The organism is Aquabacterium sp. J223 (assembly GCF_024666615.1).
In the GTDB taxonomy this organism is placed as follows: domain Bacteria; phylum Pseudomonadota; class Gammaproteobacteria; order Burkholderiales; family Burkholderiaceae_C; genus J223.
Genome location: NZ_CP088297.1, coordinates 1,466,324 through 1,481,392, shown reverse-complemented (window position 1 = coordinate 1,481,392; position 15,069 = coordinate 1,466,324). Strand labels below are relative to the sequence as shown.

The window sequence follows — 15,069 nt, the reverse complement described above, 5'->3', positions numbered from 1 at the left end:
CGGGATGGTTTCAGGCCAAGGGAAAACGGGGCGGCGCGCCGGCGATCGGGTCGCGGGCGGTGCCGGAGGGCGTGTCGCGCAGGCCGCGGGCGTCGGCCGGCGGCGCGGTGTCGGCGGGCTCGGCCAGCGCGGCGGCGGCGATCACCTCGCGCAGGCGGTCCAGGCCCACGCCTTGGCGGGCGCTGATCCACACCCGCGGCACCACCACGCCGGGCTTGCGCTCGACCTCGTCGACCATGGCGCGCGGCTCGGCGCCGCCGGCCAGGGCGTCGACCTTGTTGTAGACCAGCACCTGCGGCACGTCGCCGGCGCCGATCTCGGCCAGCACGCGCTCGACCTCCTGCTGCTGCTCGGCCGCCAGCGGGCTGGACGCGTCGACCACGTGCAGCAGCAGGTCGGCCTCGGCGGCCTCCTGCAGCGTGGCCTGGAAGGCCTCGACCAGCTTGTGCGGCAGGTCGCGGATGAAGCCGACGGTGTCCGACAGCGACACCGCGCGGCCGGCCTGCTCCAGGTACAGCGAGCGGGTGGTGGTGTCCAGCGTGGCGAAGAGCTGGTCGGCGGCATACGCCCGCGCCTTGACCAGGCTGTTGAACAGCGTCGACTTGCCGGCGTTGGTGTAACCCACCAGCGAGACCTTGAAGGTGCCGCTGCGCTCGCGCGACCGGCGCTGGGTGCCGCGTTGGCGCTTGACCTTGTCCAGCCGCTGCTTCACCGACTTGATGCGCTCGCCGATCATGCGGCGGTCGAGCTCGATCTGCGCCTCGCCCGGGCCGCCACGGGTGCCGATGCCCCCGCGCTGGCGCTCCAGGTGGCTCCAGCGCCGCACCAGCCGGGTCGACAGGTACTGCAGCCGCGCCAGTTCCACCTGCAGCTTGCCCTCGTGGCTCTGCGCCCGCTGGGCGAAGATCTCCAGGATGAGCGCCGTGCGGTCGGCCACCGGCACGCCGAGGTGCCGTTCCAGGTTGCGCTGCTGCGCGGGGCTGAGCGCCTGGTCGAAGATGACGCCCTCGGCGTGGTGCTCCTCGACCAGCGCCTTGATCTCGTCGGCCTTGCCGCTGCCGACGAAAAGCGCGGCGTCGGGCGCCTTGCGGCGCGCGACCAGCCGCGCCACCGGCGCGTCGCCGGCGGATTCGGCGAGCAGCGCCAGCTCGTCGAGCGATTCCTCGAAGGAGGCGCCGGGACCGAGGTCCACGCCGACCAGCACCGCGCGCTGCGGGCCGTCGGGCGGGGAGACGTCAGGGGTGGACTTGCTCAATGCTCGGGGCGTCGGCCGTGCGATTCGGGGCTCAGCCGTGCGGCTGGTCGCCGGGCTCGTTGGCGTGGAAGTTCACCGCCCGCCCGGGCACCACGGTGGAGATGGCGTGCTTGTAGACCATCTGCGTCACGGTGTTGCGCAGCAGGACCACGTACTGGTCGAAGGACTCGATGTGCCCTTGCAGCTTGATGCCGTTGACCAGGTAGATCGACACCGGCACATGTTCCTTGCGCAGCAGGTTCAGGAACGGGTCTTGTAGGAGTTGCCCTTTGTTGCTCACGATATTGGCTCCGTGTTGTGGAGTGGAATGGCGGGCACGTTATCACAGCACCTGCCGGGCGACGCCCGGCCTGGCCTTGCCGCCCGCGGCCATTTCGGCCACGAGCGCAAGCGGAGTTGTCAGGAGTCCTTTTCCGCGAAAGGGTTCCGCGAGGACTTCATCTCCACCCGCAGCGGGGTGCCGACGAGCTGGAAGTGGTCGCGGATGCGGCCTTCCAGGTAGCGCCGGTAGGCGTCGCCGATGTGCTCCAGCGAGTTGCCGTGCACCACCACCACCGGCGGGTTCATGCCGCCCTGGTGGGCGTAGCGCAGCTTCGGGCGGAAGGCGCCGGCGCGCGGCGGCGCCTGGTGCGCCACCGCCTCGTGCACCACCCGGGTGAGCACCGGGGTGGGCAGCTTGCGGGTGGCGGAGGCGTGCGCCTCGCCGATGGCCTTCCACAGCGGCCCCAGACCATGGCGCTTCAGCGCCGAGACGTGCAGCACCTGGGCATACCGCAGGAAGGCCAGCCGCTGCTCGATCGAGCGCTGCAGCAACTGGCGCTGGTAGTCGTCCACCGCGTCCCACTTGTTGACCGCCACCACCACCGCCCGGCCGGCCTCGAGGATGTAGCCGGCGATGTGGGCGTCCTGCTCGCTGACGCCTTCCTTGGCATCGACCAGCAGCACGACGACGTGCGCGTCGGCGATGGCCTGCAGCGTCTTCACCACCGAGAACTTCTCGATCGCCTGGAAGACCTTGCCCTTGCGGCGCAGGCCGGCGGTGTCGATCAGCTCGTAGCGCTGGCCGTGGCGCTCCAGCGGCACGCGGATGGCGTCGCGCGTCGTGCCCGGCAGGTCGAAGGCGATCAGCCGCTCCTCGCCCAGCCAGGTGTTGATCAGCGTCGACTTGCCGGCGTTGGGCCGCCCCGCCACCGCCAGGCGGATCGGCTTCTGCGCCCCGTCGTCCTCGTCCGGCGGCTCGTCGAAGGGAAAGTCGTCGAGCACCGCCTCCAGCAGGCTGCGGATGCCCTGCCCGTGCGCCGCCGACACCGGGTGCGGCGCACCGATGCCCAGCTCGTGGAACTCGGCCAGCGCCGGCGACTCCGCCATCCCCTCGGCCTTGTTCACCGCCAGCAGCACCTTCTTGCCCGCCTGCCGCAGGAAACGCGCGATGTCGTGGTCCTGGCCGCTGACGCCGGCGCGCACGTCGACGACGAAGACCACCGCGTCGGCCTCGGCCACCGCCGCCTGCGTCTGCTTGGCCATCTCGGCGACCACGCCGCTGGGCTTCTCCGGCTCGAAGCCGCCGGTGTCGATGACGATGAACTCGCGCTCGCCCAGCCGCCCGTCGCCGTAGTGGCGGTCGCGGGTCAGGCCGGGGAAGTCGGCGACGATGGCGTCGCGGCTCTTGGTGAGCCGGTTGAACAGCGTCGACTTGCCGACGTTGGGCCGTCCGACGAGGGCGATGACCGGCTTCATGGGGCGGTGCCGGTCGGGCGTCCGGCCGGCGCGGAGATCATTCGGCGGCGAAGCTGAAGAGGCCGCCGCCGCGGGTCACCACCAGCAGGCCCCCGCTGTGGCGGGCCAGATGGACGACCTGGGTGCCGTCGGTGGCCAGGCGCTGCAGCGTCTGGCCGCCATCGCGGGACAGCAGGTGCAACTGGCCCTCGAAGTCGCCCACCGCCACGGCGCGCGGCAGGGCCACGGGCGCGCTCAGGCGGCGGTGCAGCAGGCGCTCGGCGGTCCACGCCACCTCGCCGCTGCCGGTGCGCCAGGCGCTGAGCCGGTCGCTGCCGTCGGCGCCGAACAACAGCTGCTCGTCGCCGCCGATGGCCTGGACGCCGCCGACGTTGCGGCTCCAGCCCAGGGTGCCGCGGTCGGCGCGGGCGCAGCCCACCGCCGACTGGAAGGCACGGGCGCAGAACACGTCGCCCAGCCGCACCGGCGGGCCGACCAGGTCGGCCAGCCGCTCGACCTCGTTGGTGCCGCGCGGCGAGGCCATCGGCACCTCCCAGCGCACGCTGCCGCGCAGCGGGTCCAGGCCGACCAGGCGCGGGCCCTGGCCGACCAGCAGCGTGTCCTGCCAGGCGGCGAGCACGCCGGGCTGGCTCAGCGTCAGCGCATCGGTGGGGCGCTGGAAGGTCCACAGGCGCCGGCCGTCCAAGGCGTCGAACGCATGCACGACGCGGTCGACACCGACGACGAAGACGCGCTCGCCGGCCACCAGCGGCGGCGTGCTGACGCGCGAGGCCAGGCGCTGGCGCCAGCGCACCTGGCCGACCTCCAGCACCACCAGCTCGCCGTCGGCGGTGACCACCGCCACGTGCCGACCGTCGCTGCCGACGCCGGCGGACAGCTTGCCGCCGGCGCTGCCGCGCCACTGCTCACGACCGCTGGCGGCGTCCAGCGCCAGCACCGTGCCGTCGCCGCCGGCGACGAACAGCCGGCCCTGCACCTCGGCGGGCTGCAGCGCGAAGTCGACCGCGGCCAGGCGCAGCGACCACGCGGGGCGGACGATGTTCTGCGGCGAGGCCACCGCCTCCAGCGCCGCGGGCTTGGGCTTGTCGGCGCCGAACCAGGTCAGCGGGTTGAAGCTGCTGCAGCCGCCGAGCAGCAGCAGGCCGGCCATCAGCGCGGCCGCGGGCGCCCGACGGCGCGTCGCCGAGGCGCAGACCCGGCCGCTCACTTGGCGCTCCCGGTCGTGGCGGCGGTGGCCTCAGGGTCGAGGCCGAGCGAGGCGAGCTTGGCGTCGACCAGGCGTCGGTACTCCAGGCCGGGGTCGAGCGCCTTCCAGGCCGTCTGGTAGGCGGCGCCGGCCTCGGTGGTCTTGCCCTGCGCCATCAGCAGGTCGCCGCGGCGGTCGGCGACCAGGCCGTCGAAGCCCTGCCCCATCGCGGCGTCGAGCTGCTGGGCCGCCGCGTCGTACTGCTTCTGGTCGATCAGCAGGCCGGCCAGGTGCAGACGGGCGATGGCGCGGTACTCGTCGGCCGAGGCGCTGTCGGCCACCCACCGCAGGGTGTCGCGTGCCGCATCGGCCTGGCCCTTGTCGAGCTGGGCACGGGCGGCCTGCAGGCCGGCCTGCGCCGCGAAGACGGTGCGCGGATAGGTCGCCTTCAGGTCGTTGAAGACCTTGGCCACCCGGTCGGTGTCGCCGGCCTGGGCGGCCCGTTCCAGCTCGTCGGCCATCGCACTGGCCTGCGCCGCCTGACGGGCCTGCCAGTTCTGCCAGCCGGTCCAGGCGGCGAAGGCACCGAGCACCAGGATCACGGTCCAGGTGACGAGGTTGCCGTACTGCTTCCAGAAGGCCTTGAGCCGGTCGATCTGTTCTTGTTCTTCGAAGTCGAGGTGCGTCGCCATGGAGGAAGCGGTCCCGCGGAGGTCGGCAAAGGCAGGGATTATGCGGTGCGCAGGCTGTGGGCCCAGTCGGCCACCGCGGCCAGCGCCAGGCTGCGCTGGGGCGCCTGCGCATCGCGCAGGTCCTTGCAGGCCACCTCGCCGCGCGCCAGCTCGTCGTCGCCGAAGATCAGCGCATGGCGGGCGCCGCTGGCGTCGGCGCGCTTGAACTGCGACTTCATGCTGCCGCCGCCCGCGTGCATGAGCACGGACACGCCCGCCTCGCGCAGCGCGGCCAGCACCGGCATGACCTGCGGCATGGCCTGGGACGAAAGCACGATGGCGTAGACCTCCGGCGCGTTCGCTGGCGCCGGCACGTCCACCTCCTGCAGCAGCAGCAGCAGCCGCTCGATGCCCAGCCCCCAGCCCACCGCCGGCGCCGGCTTGCCGCCGAGCTGCGCGATCAGGCCGTCGTAGCGGCCACCGCCGCACACCGTGCCCTGCGCGCCGAGGCGGTCGGTGACCCACTCGAAGACGGTGAGGTTGTAGTAGTCCATGCCGCGCACGAGGCGCGGGTTGAGGCGGTAGGGCAGCCCCGCGGCGTCGAGCACGTCGCGCACCGCCTGCAGGTGGGCCAGCGATGCGGCACCCAGGTAGTCCGACAGCTTCGGCGCGGCCTCGATCACCGGCTGCATCGCCGGGTGCTTGCTGTCGAGCAGGCGCAGCGGATTGCTGTGCAGGCGGCGCGTGGCCTCCCCGTCCAGCACGTCGGCGTGCGCCTCGAAGTGCGCGATCAGCGCCGCCCGGTGCGCGGCACGCTCCTCGGGCTGGCCCAGGCTGTTCAGCTCCAGCCGCACGTCGCGGCCCTCGACCAGGCCCAGCGCCTTCCACAGCGCGCGCGACAGCAGGATGACCTCGGCGTCGACGTCCGGCCCGGCCCAGCCCAGCGTCTCGACCCCGACCTGGTGGAACTGGCGGTAGCGGCCCTTCTGCGGCCGCTCGTGGCGGAACATCGGGCCGATGTAGAACAGCCGCTTGCCGCCGTCGTGCAGCAGCGAATGCTCGGTCACCGCGCGCACCACGCCGGCGGTGCCCTCCGGGCGCAGCGTCAACGCGTCGCCGTTGAGCTTGTCGGCGAAGGAGTACATCTCCTTCTCGACGATGTCGGTCACCTCGCCCAGCCCGCGCACGAACAGCGCCGTGGGCTCGACGATGGGGGTGCGCACGCCCTGGTAGCCCCAGCGCCGCATGACGTCGCGCACGGTCGCTTCCAGCGCCTCCCAGCGCGCCGACTCCGGCGGCAGGATGTCGTTCATGCCCTTGACGGCCTGCAGCGGCTCGGGTCGGCGGTTCGGGGTCTGCTCTGCCATGGGGTGCTCGAAAGGTCAAACGCGGGCCTCGGCCCGCGTTGATGGTCGCCGGACCGGTTGGGTGCGATTCAATGGGTCTCGGCGGCGGCGGTGCCAAAGCGCCGCTCGATGTAGTCCTCGACCAGCTTCTGGAAGTCCTGCGCGATGCCCTCGCCGCGCAGCGTCAGCCGCTTCTCGCCGTCGATGAACACCGGTGCGGCCGGCGCCTCGCCGGTGCCGGGCAGGCTGATGCCGATGTCGGCGTGTTTGCTCTCGCCCGGGCCGTTGACGATGCAGCCCATCACCGCGACCTTCAGGTTCTCGACGCCGGGGTAGCGGCTGCGCCAGATCGGCATCTGCAGCCGCAGGTAGTCGTCGATCTGCTTGGCCAGCTCCTGGAAGGTGGTGCTGGTGGTGCGGCCGCAGCCGGGGCAGGCGGTGACGCTGGGGTTGAAGTGGCGCAGGCCCAGCGACTGCAGGATCTCGAGCGCCACCACGACCTCCTGCGTGCGCGCCTCGCCCGGCTGCGGCGTCAGGCTGACGCGAATGGTGTCGCCGATGCCCTCCTGCAGCAGCACCGACAGCGCGGTGGCCGAGGCCACCGTGCCCTTGGTGCCCATGCCGGCCTCGGTCAGGCCCAGGTGCAGCGCGTAGTCGCAGTGCTTCGCCAGCGCGCGGTAGACGCTGACCAGGTCCTGCACGCCGCTCATCTTGCAGCTGAGGATGATCTGGTCCGGGTCCATGCCCAGGCGACGCGCCTCCTCGGCCGACTGCAGGGCCGACATCACCACCGCCTGGTACATCACCTGGCGCAGGTCCCAGGGGGTCGACCGCCGGGCGTTCTCGTCCATGAGCGACGCCAGCAGGTCCTGGTCCAGGCTGCCCCAGTTGACGCCGATGCGCACCGGCTTGTCGTGGCGCATCGCCACCTCGACCATCTGCGCGAACTGCTTGTCGCGCTTCTCGCCGCGGCCGACGTTGCCGGGGTTGATGCGGTACTTCGAGAGCGCCTCGGCGCAGGCCGGCACCTCGGTCAACAGGCGGTGGCCGTTGTAGTGGAAGTCGCCGATCAGCGGCGTGTCCACGCCCATGCGGTCGAGCTGCTCGCGGATGTGCGGCACGGCTTGCGCGGCCTCGATCGTATTGACGGTGATGCGCACCATCTCCGAGCCGGCCTGGGCCAGCTCCTTGACCTGGATCGCCGTCTCGATGACCTGCACGGTGTCGGTGTTGGTCATCGACTGCACGCGCACCGGCGCGTCGCCGCCCACCGTGAGCAGGTTCGCCCCCCAGCGCACGCGCGCCTGCCGGCGATGGCGGGGCTTGGGCGCCGCCGCGTCGAGCGGTAGGCGCAGGAAATCGAAGGATGGGTCGCTCATCGTCATGCCCCTACTTCAGCTCGAGCCTCGCCACCGAATCGGCACCGGCCGGCAGGCGCACCGGCTCGCCGCGGAAGCGCAGCTCGGTGACCGACGCATTGCCGATCGTCACCTTGAACGGCGGCGTGCCCTCCAGCACCGGCGCCTCGCCGTCGGCGAGCAGGCGCGACAGCAGCACCCGACCGCTGCCCACCTCCTGCACCTGCACCCAGGACTCGCCGCGCGCGCGCAGCTGCAGCAGCGGGACCGCCGCCGCCGTGGTGGCGGGCGCGCTGGCAGGCGCCGTGGCGGCGACGGGTACCGCGGCCGCGGCGACGGCGGGCGGGGGCGAGACCGGCAGGGCCGCCGGCTGGGGCGCCGGTTGGGGCGACGACGGGGCGTCGGTCGACGGGGCGGGCGCGGCCACTGGTTCGGCGGCCGACGGTTCGGCGGTGGCGGCCGCCGCCGCAGCCGGCGCCTTGCGGGACGCCGTCAGCCGGTCCAGCGTCCAGCCCGCGGGCCAGAGGTACAGCACGACCGCGCCCAGCACGAGCAGGCCGGCCAGCCACCACATCGGCTGCTGCCACTGGGCCGGCGCCTCGCGGTCGCGGCGCGAGGCGCTGACGCTGCGCAGCGGCGCCTCCGCCCGGCCCAGGCTGTCCAGCCCTCGGCCGGAGGCCTGCGGCAGCTGCGCCAGCACCGGCGCCGCGTCGATCTTCAGCGCCCGGCACACCGTCTGCGCCAGCGCGCGGGCGAAGGTGGCGTCGGGCAGCGCGTCATGGCGGTCCTCCTCCAGCGCCTCCAGCTTGGCGGGGGTGACCTTGATGGCCGCCGCCAGCGCGGCGATGTGCAGCCCGCGCGCCTGGCGCGCCGCCTTCAGCATGGCGCCGGCGGTGGTGGCGCCATCGGCCGCCGGCCGCGCCTGACCGACCTCACTCATCGAAGCGTCCTTGCTGGTAGGCCAGCGCCTCGCGCGACTGCGGGTAGCGGTCGAGCAGCCGGCGGCCGAAGTCCTGCACCGCCGGGCCGTTGCCGGCACGGCGCTCGATGCGCGCCGCCAGCCACAGCGTCTGCGCGTTCGACTGTTCGGCCTGGGCGTTCACCCGGCCGATGTAGAAACGGGCCCGCTCCAGTTCGTTGCGCCGCAGCAGCACCTCGGACAGGTTCACCGCGGTCGCCGGGTTGGAGGGGTCGAGCTCATAGGAGCGGTACAGCGACCGCTCCGCATCGTCCCAGCGCCCGTTGCGGGCCTGGCACACGCCCTGTGCCAGCAGCGTGCGCGACGGCTGCCGGTATTGCGGCTGCGCCAGCGCCTGGGCGAACTGCTGCTCGGCCTCGGCATACCGCTGCGACTGGCAGAGGAACCAGCCGTGGTTGTGCAGCACGTCCGGATCGTTGGGCTTGAGCTGCAGGGCGCGGCGGAAGCTGGCCTCCGCCTCCGGCACCTGCCCCAGGCTGGCCATGGCCAGCGCCCGCAGGTTCCAGGCCTCCCACAGGTCCGGCTTGGCGGCCAGCGCGGCGCGGATCTCCTCCAGCGCCGTCTCCGTCTGCCCGCGGCCCAGGTAGGCGGCGGCCAGTTCGTAGCGGGCGCGCGCCCGGCGGTCGGGGTCGCCCTGGGCATCGGGCGTCGCGCTCGGCGCCGGCTCCTCGCGCGGCGTCTGCTGCACGGTGGTGGTGGTGCAGCCGGCGCCGAGCAGGAGCAGCGCGACCAGCAGCGCCGTGCAGCCGGTGGTCGATGTCGGCGGGCGTGACGAGAGGGACGGCATCGCGGCGGCGGTTCAGCGCGGCGCCCGCAGCGACGCGGCGTCCACCGCCCGGATGGGGATGGCCGCGCGACCGCGCCGCTCGGCCACCCGCGTGCGGTCCTGCACCTCGCCGGCGAGCTGCCCGCAGGCGGCGGCGATGTCGTCGCCGCGCGTCTTGCGCACGGTGGTGACGATGCCCGCGTCCTGCAGGCGGCGGGCGAAGGCCGTGACGCGGGCCGCCGGCGAACGGTGCAGCCCGGAGGCGGGGAAAGGGTTGAACGGGATCAGGTTGAGCTTGCAGGGCACCGGGCCGCCGGCGCGGGTGGCCTCGTGGCGGCCCTGCACCAGGGCGATCAGCCGGTCGGCGTGGGCATCGCCGTCGTTGACGCCGTCGAGCATGCAGTACTCGAAGGTGATGAAGTCGCGCGGCGCGCGGTCGAGGTAGCCGCGGCAGGCGTCCATCAGCTCGGCCAGCGGGTACTTGCGGTTCAGCGGCACCAGGTCGTCGCGCAGCGCGTCGTCGGGCGCGTGCAGCGACACCGCCAGCGCCACCGGGCAGTCCTCGCGCAGCCGCTCCATCATCGGCACCACGCCGGAGGTCGACACCGTCACCCGCCGGCGCGACAGGCCGTAGCCGTGGTCGTCGAGCATGACGCGCAGCGCGGGCAGCAGCGCCGCGTAGTTCTGCAGCGGCTCGCCCATGCCCATCATGACCACGTTGGTGATGGCCCGTTCGCCGTCCTTCAGCTTCAGCCGCTGGCGCAGCGTGTGCTCGGCGAACCAGAGCTGGGCCAGGATCTCGCCGGTGGTCAGGTTGCGGCTGAAGCCCTGGTGGCCGGTGGAGCAGAAGCGGCAGCCGACGGCGCAGCCGGCCTGGGACGAGATGCACAGCGTGCCGCGATCGTCCTCCGGGATGAACACCGTCTCCACCGCGTCGCCGGCGCCGACGTCGAACAGCCACTTGGTGGTGCCGTCGGCGGAGACCTGCTCGCTGGCCACCGGCAGCGGCTGCACCACCGCCTGCAGCGCCAGCTTCTCGCGCAGCGACTTGGCGAGGTCGCTCATCGCACCGAAGTCACGCGCCCCGCGCTGGTGGATCCAGCGGAACAGCTGCGTCGCCCGGAAGCGCTTCTCGCCCCGTTGCTCGCACCAGGCGGCGAGGCCGTCGTGGTCGAAGTCGAGCAGGTTGGTCATGGTGGCGCTTGAAGGTTCGGGCCTGGGCCATGGGGCCCAGGTGCGACCCTCAGCGGCTGTAAACGTTCATGCCGGGGAAGAAGAAGGCGATCTCGACCGCCGCCGTCTCCGCCGCGTCGGAGCCGTGCACCGCGTTGGCGTCGATGGAGTCGGCGAAGTCGGCGCGGATGGTGCCCTTCTCGGCCTTCTTCGGGTCGGTGGCGCCCATCAGCTCGCGGTTCTTGGCGATGGCGCCCTCGCCTTCCAGCGCCTGGATCATCACCGGGCCGGAGACCATGAAGTCCACCAAGTCCTTGAAGAAGGGCCGCGCCTTGTGCACGGCGTAGAACTGCTCCGCTTCACCGCGCGAGAGGTGCACCATCTTCGCGGCGACGATCTTCAGGCCGGCGGCCTCGAAGCGGGCGTAGATCTGGCCGATCACGTTCTTGGCGACGGCGTCCGGCTTGATGATGGACAGGGTGCGTTCGATGGCCATGGATGTCCTCTGAGTCGGTTGCGCTTGGGCAAAGCCTTGCATTGTAGCGGGGCGACCTGCGTCGACGCCCGGTTGGGACCGGGCGCCTGACGGGCCTCAGCGGCCGCGGCCGCCGGGGCCCCGGCCGCCACCACCACCGCCGCCGCCGCCGCGCCCGCCGCGCGGGCCCCGGCGAAGGAAGGCGTCGGCGCCGATGTAGCCCACCGCCGTCTGCAGCGGATCCGGCTGCTTGGGCGTGCCCGGCTTGCCGCCCTTGCCGCCGGGCTTGCCCGGGCGACCACCCCGCGGACCACCGGGGCCGCCCGGGCCGCGCGGCGGGTTCTGCACGAAGCGCTTGTCGTAGGTCTGCTGCAGCGGGTTCGGGATCGGGCCGTCCTCGTCGTCGTAGCGGTCGGCGTTGCGCAGCTGGCGTTCCTGCTGCAGCGCCCGCTTGTCGTAGGTCTGCTGCAGCGGGTTCGGGATCGGGCCGATGCGCTCGCCGTCACCATCGCGCTCGCGGCCGTCGCGCTCGCGGCGCTCGCGCGGCGGCCGTGGCGGGTTGGGACCGCCCGGGCCCGACGGGCCGTTCGGCCCGACGAAGACGTTGGGCGCGCCGGGGCCCCGCGGCTTGTCGCGGCCGCGGCGCTGCTCGTTGCGTTGCTTGTCGCCCTGGGGACCGAACCCCTTGCCCTGTCGCGGGCCCTGGCCGGGCTTGCCGCCGTTCGGCCGGCCACCCGGTCGCTGGTCGTTGCCGGCCAGCCGGCGCACCGCGCGCAGGTCCTGCTCGCCCAGTTCCACCCAGACGCCGCGCTTCAGGCCACGCGGCAGCACCACGCTGCCGTAGCGGATGCGGATCAGGCGGCTGACGGTCAGCCCGACCGCGTCGAAGAGCTTGCGCACCTCGCGGTTGCGGCCTTCGGCGATGACCACCCGGACCCAGCGGTTGGCGCCCTCGCCGCCGCCGTCCTCGATGGACCTGAACTGGGCCTTCTGGCCGTCGACCTCCACGCCGTCGAGCAGCTGCTGGCGGGCTTCGGGCCCGAGCTCGCCCAGCACCCGCACCGCGTACTCGCGTTCGATGCCGAAGCGCGGGTGCATCAGCTGGTTGGCCAGTTCGCCGGAGTTGGTGAAGAGCAGCAGGCCTTCGGTGTTGATGTCCAGGCGGCCGACCGATTGCCACTTGCCCTGCGGCAGGCGCGGCAGGCGGCGGAACACCGTCGGCCGCTGCTGCGGGTCGTCGTGGCTGACCACCTCGCCCACCGGCTTGTGGTAGGCCAGCACCCGCGGCAGCGGCGGCGCGATGCGCACCTTGATCAGCTTGCCGTTGACGCGGACCTGGTCGCCGAAGGAGATGCGCTGGCCGATGTGCGCCGGCTCGTGGTTGACCGTGATGCGGCCCTCCAGGATGAGCTGCTCCATGTCGCGGCGCGAACCGATGCCGCCCTGGGCCAGCACCTTGTGCAGCTTGGGCGCATCGGGCTCGGGGGCCAGCACCCGCTTGGCCGGGCCGTCGTCCTCGGCCTCGGCGTCCAGGCCCTCGTCGTCGCCATCGTCCCCGTCCTGGCCGCGGTCGTCGTCCGCGTCGTCCGCGTCATCCGCCTCCACGCGAACGTCGGCCGGGGCACCGGCGTCGCCCTCGGCCACCGGCGCCTCGTCGGCCGGCGTCTCCGCCCCGGTGGCCTCGTCGTCGAAGGCGCCGGTCAGCACCTCAGCGAAGCGCTCGCTGGACTGCGCGATGACGGCCGGCGGCAGCGGCACCGGCGCGGGGCCCGGCCGCGGCCCGCGGTCGGGCCCCGCATTGCGTTCAACGCGCTCGCCGTTGCCGCGCTCGCCGCGGTCCGCCCCGCGCTTGCGGCGCCGGTTGCGACCACGGCCCTGACCGTCCCCTGCGCCGTCGGCGCCGGGCGTCGGCGAGGCAGCGTCGGCGCCCGCGCCGTCGGAGGCAGCGGCGTCGCCGGTCGCCTCGACCGGACCCGCCGCCCCCCTCGCCCGCCGGGCCGCCGGGCTCCGCGGCCGGGCTGCCGTCGGCGGCGCCGACGCCATCCTCGCGCCGGCGGGGCGGGCGGCGCCGCCGCGGCTTGCGCGGCGCGTCCCCCTCGGTGTCGATGGGGCCGGCGGGCGCGGGGATGTCGGGATCGTGGTCGTTCATGTCTGGGCTTGCAGGTCGGTGTCGTGGCCGGCTGGGGACGGGCCGTCGGTGGGCGCCGCGGGCGCCTGCTCTTCTACGGATTCAACGGGGGAAAGGGGTGTGGCGTCGCCGGCTGTCTCGGCGGTCGCCTCGGCGTCGAGCGGCAGCGCCGTCTGCGGCGCCGCCTCGGCCGCGGCCTCGCAGTCCGCATCGGGCAGCAGCGGTGCGAGCACGGCCTCGGCCCGGCCGCCCTCCAGCGCCGGCAACTGGTCCAGGCTGGCGAGGCCCAGGTCGTCGAGGAACTGGCGGGTGGTGGCGTACAGGCCCGGCCGCCCCGGCGCGTCGCGGTAGCCGATGACCTCGATCCAGCCGCGGTCCTCCAGCTGCTTGACGATCTGGCTGCTCACGGTCACGCCGCGGATGTCCTCGATGTCGCCGCGGGTGACCGGCTGCCGGTAGGCGACGATGGCCAGCGTCTCCATCACCGCCCTCGAATAGCGCGGCGGCTTCTCGGGGTGCAGCCGATCGAGGAAAGGCCGCATCTGGGGCCGGCTCTGGAAGCGCCAGCCCGAGGCCAGGCACACCAGTTCGACGCCACGGTCCTGCCAGTCGGCGGCCAGCTCGTCGAGCAGCGCGCGCAGCGTGTCCGCCCCCACCTCGCCGTCGAACAGCAATCGCAGTTCGCGCAGCGGCAGCGGCGACGGGGCGCAGATGAGCGCGGTCTCGAGGACGCGCTTGGCATCCTGTGTGTTCATGCTGTGGCGTGGGGCCTCAACGGCCTGGGGGACGGTCACGGCACCGGGATCGGCCTGCCGGGCAACGCCCAGAACATCGGCACAGGACCAGCAAGGGCGGGCGGTGGCGCGGGTCGCCGGCGGGGCGGGCCTTCAAGCGCTGAAGGCGTTCCGGCCAGGAGAAGGGCCGGGCGACTGACGCCGGATTGTAGCGGCCGCCGAGGCGCCGCCCGTGACGGGCCTCAACCGCGTGGCGCCTCGGCCACGGTGGCCCAGGCCGCGGCCAGGTCGGGCGGCAGCGCTCGCTCGAAGCTGAGGCGCTCGTCCCGCGCCGGGTGGCGCAGCACCAGGCGCTGCGCGTGCAGCGCCTGGCGGGTGAGGCCCAACGTCGGCCGGCCGCCGTAGAGCGCATCGGCCAGCAAGGGGTGGCCACGGGACGCGAGGTGCACGCGGATCTGGTGCGTGCGCCCGCTGTGCAGCGTGCAGCGCAGCGCGCTGACGCCCCCCGGCAGCGCCTCGGACGGTGACCGTGCGGCGAGCCGCTCGACGTCCGTGCGTGCCGGCTTGCCGCCGGCGACGATGGCCATGCGCAGCCGCGACACCGGGTCGCGGGCGATCGGCGCCTCGACGCTGAAGGACGCCGGCGCCACCACGCCGTGCGCCAGCGCCAGGTAGCTGCGGTGCACCTCCCGCGCCGCGATGGCGCGCACCAGCGCGGTCACCGCCGGCAGCGTCTTGCCGACCACCATCAGGCCCGAGGTGTCCTTGTCCAGCCGGTGCACGATGCCCGCACGCGGCAGCGCCGCGGCGCCCGGGTGGTGGTGCAGCAGGCCGTTGAGCAGGGTGCCCGACCAGTGGCCCGCCGCAGGGTGCACCACCAGCCCGGCCGGCTTGTCGAGCACCAGCAGGTGCTCGTCCTCGAAGACGATGTCCAGCGCCAGCGGCTGCGCCCGGAAGGCCCGGCTCTCGGCGGTGGGGACCAGCGTCGCCTCGACCGCCTGCCCGGCCTTGAGCCGCCGCGACGCGCTGGCGGCGGGGGCGCCGTCGACCCGCACATGCCCGCCATCGATCAGGCCCTGCAGGTGGCTGCGCGAGAACTCCGGCGCCATCCCGACCAGCACCTTGTCCAGCCGTTCGCCGTGGCCGTCGACGCCGACCTGCAGCCGACGGACCTCCGGCTCGGCGGCAGGGTCGGCGGCCTCCTCGTCGGGCAGGAGGGCGGGGTCCATATAATTTGATCCGATCTTCAGAGGAGCCCGCG

Annotated in this window: 14 protein-coding genes; all 14 read right to left on the bottom strand. The window is 73.6% G+C overall.

The genetic code is table 11. The annotated features are described in order from the left end of the window. Positions 1-10 precede the first annotated feature (10 nt). The 14 genes from hflX to LRS07_RS07110 all read right to left on the bottom strand — a co-directional run bounded on the left by hflX (position 11) and on the right by LRS07_RS07110 (position 15,037). Positions 11-1,255, bottom strand: coding sequence for a GTPase HflX (gene hflX, locus LRS07_RS07175; RefSeq protein WP_260501265.1), 1,245 nt, complete (start codon positions 1,253-1,255; stop codon positions 11-13). A 31-nt stretch (positions 1,256-1,286) separates the two neighbouring features. Continuing rightward, a complete protein-coding gene (gene hfq, locus LRS07_RS07170) occupies positions 1,287-1,535 on the bottom strand; it encodes an RNA chaperone Hfq (RefSeq protein ID WP_260501264.1) in 249 nt (82 codons plus the stop codon). A 119-nt stretch (positions 1,536-1,654) separates the two neighbouring features. Further along, positions 1,655-2,992, bottom strand: a complete 1,338-nt coding sequence (gene der, locus LRS07_RS07165) for a ribosome biogenesis GTPase Der (RefSeq protein ID WP_260501263.1) — start codon at positions 2,990-2,992, stop codon at positions 1,655-1,657. A gap of 37 nt (positions 2,993-3,029) precedes the next feature. Then, complete coding sequence (gene bamB / locus LRS07_RS07160) at positions 3,030-4,199, bottom strand: outer membrane protein assembly factor BamB (RefSeq protein WP_260501262.1); 1,170 nt, start codon at positions 4,197-4,199, stop codon at positions 3,030-3,032. Further along, positions 4,196-4,870: a YfgM family protein gene (locus tag LRS07_RS07155; protein WP_260501261.1), complete on the bottom strand. Its 675-nt coding sequence runs from the start codon at positions 4,868-4,870 to the stop codon at positions 4,196-4,198. Before LRS07_RS07155 ends, bamB begins: the two co-directional genes overlap by 4 nt. Positions 4,871-4,908: 38 nt before the next feature. Beyond that, on the bottom strand, positions 4,909-6,216 hold the full coding sequence (gene hisS, locus LRS07_RS07150) for a histidine--tRNA ligase (protein ID WP_260501260.1): 1,308 nt from the start codon (positions 6,214-6,216) through the stop codon (positions 4,909-4,911). Between the two features lie 68 nt (positions 6,217-6,284). Beyond that, the gene (gene ispG / locus LRS07_RS07145; protein ID WP_409450609.1) at positions 6,285-7,574 is read right to left on the bottom strand and encodes a flavodoxin-dependent (E)-4-hydroxy-3-methylbut-2-enyl-diphosphate synthase; all 1,290 of its coding nucleotides are present in this window, start codon (positions 7,572-7,574) and stop codon (positions 6,285-6,287) included. A 10-nt stretch (positions 7,575-7,584) separates the two neighbouring features. Beyond that, positions 7,585-8,493: a helix-turn-helix domain-containing protein gene (locus LRS07_RS07140; RefSeq protein WP_260501258.1), complete on the bottom strand. Its 909-nt coding sequence runs from the start codon at positions 8,491-8,493 to the stop codon at positions 7,585-7,587. Beyond that, positions 8,486-9,319, bottom strand: coding sequence for a type IV pilus biogenesis/stability protein PilW (gene pilW, locus LRS07_RS07135; protein ID WP_260501257.1), 834 nt, complete (start codon positions 9,317-9,319; stop codon positions 8,486-8,488). The genes LRS07_RS07140 and pilW overlap by 8 nt, the downstream gene beginning before the upstream one ends. Before the next feature lie 12 nt (positions 9,320-9,331). After that, on the bottom strand, positions 9,332-10,492 hold the full coding sequence (rlmN, locus tag LRS07_RS07130; protein ID WP_260501256.1) for a dual-specificity RNA methyltransferase RlmN: 1,161 nt from the start codon (positions 10,490-10,492) through the stop codon (positions 9,332-9,334). 49 nt (positions 10,493-10,541) lie between these two features. After that, positions 10,542-10,967 (bottom strand): nucleoside-diphosphate kinase, encoded by a 426-nt coding sequence (gene ndk, locus LRS07_RS07125; protein ID WP_260501255.1) that lies wholly within the window; start codon positions 10,965-10,967, stop codon positions 10,542-10,544. Between the two features lie 96 nt (positions 10,968-11,063). Then, positions 11,064-12,989: a pseudouridine synthase gene (locus tag LRS07_RS07120; protein ID WP_409450608.1), complete on the bottom strand. Its 1,926-nt coding sequence runs from the start codon at positions 12,987-12,989 to the stop codon at positions 11,064-11,066. A gap of 102 nt (positions 12,990-13,091) precedes the next feature. Next, the gene (scpB, locus tag LRS07_RS07115; protein ID WP_260501253.1) at positions 13,092-13,829 is read right to left on the bottom strand and encodes an SMC-Scp complex subunit ScpB; all 738 of its coding nucleotides are present in this window, start codon (positions 13,827-13,829) and stop codon (positions 13,092-13,094) included. Positions 13,830-14,050: 221 nt separating this feature from the next. Then, on the bottom strand, positions 14,051-15,037 hold the full coding sequence (locus LRS07_RS07110; RefSeq protein WP_260501252.1) for an RluA family pseudouridine synthase: 987 nt from the start codon (positions 15,035-15,037) through the stop codon (positions 14,051-14,053). Positions 15,038-15,069 lie beyond the last annotated feature (32 nt).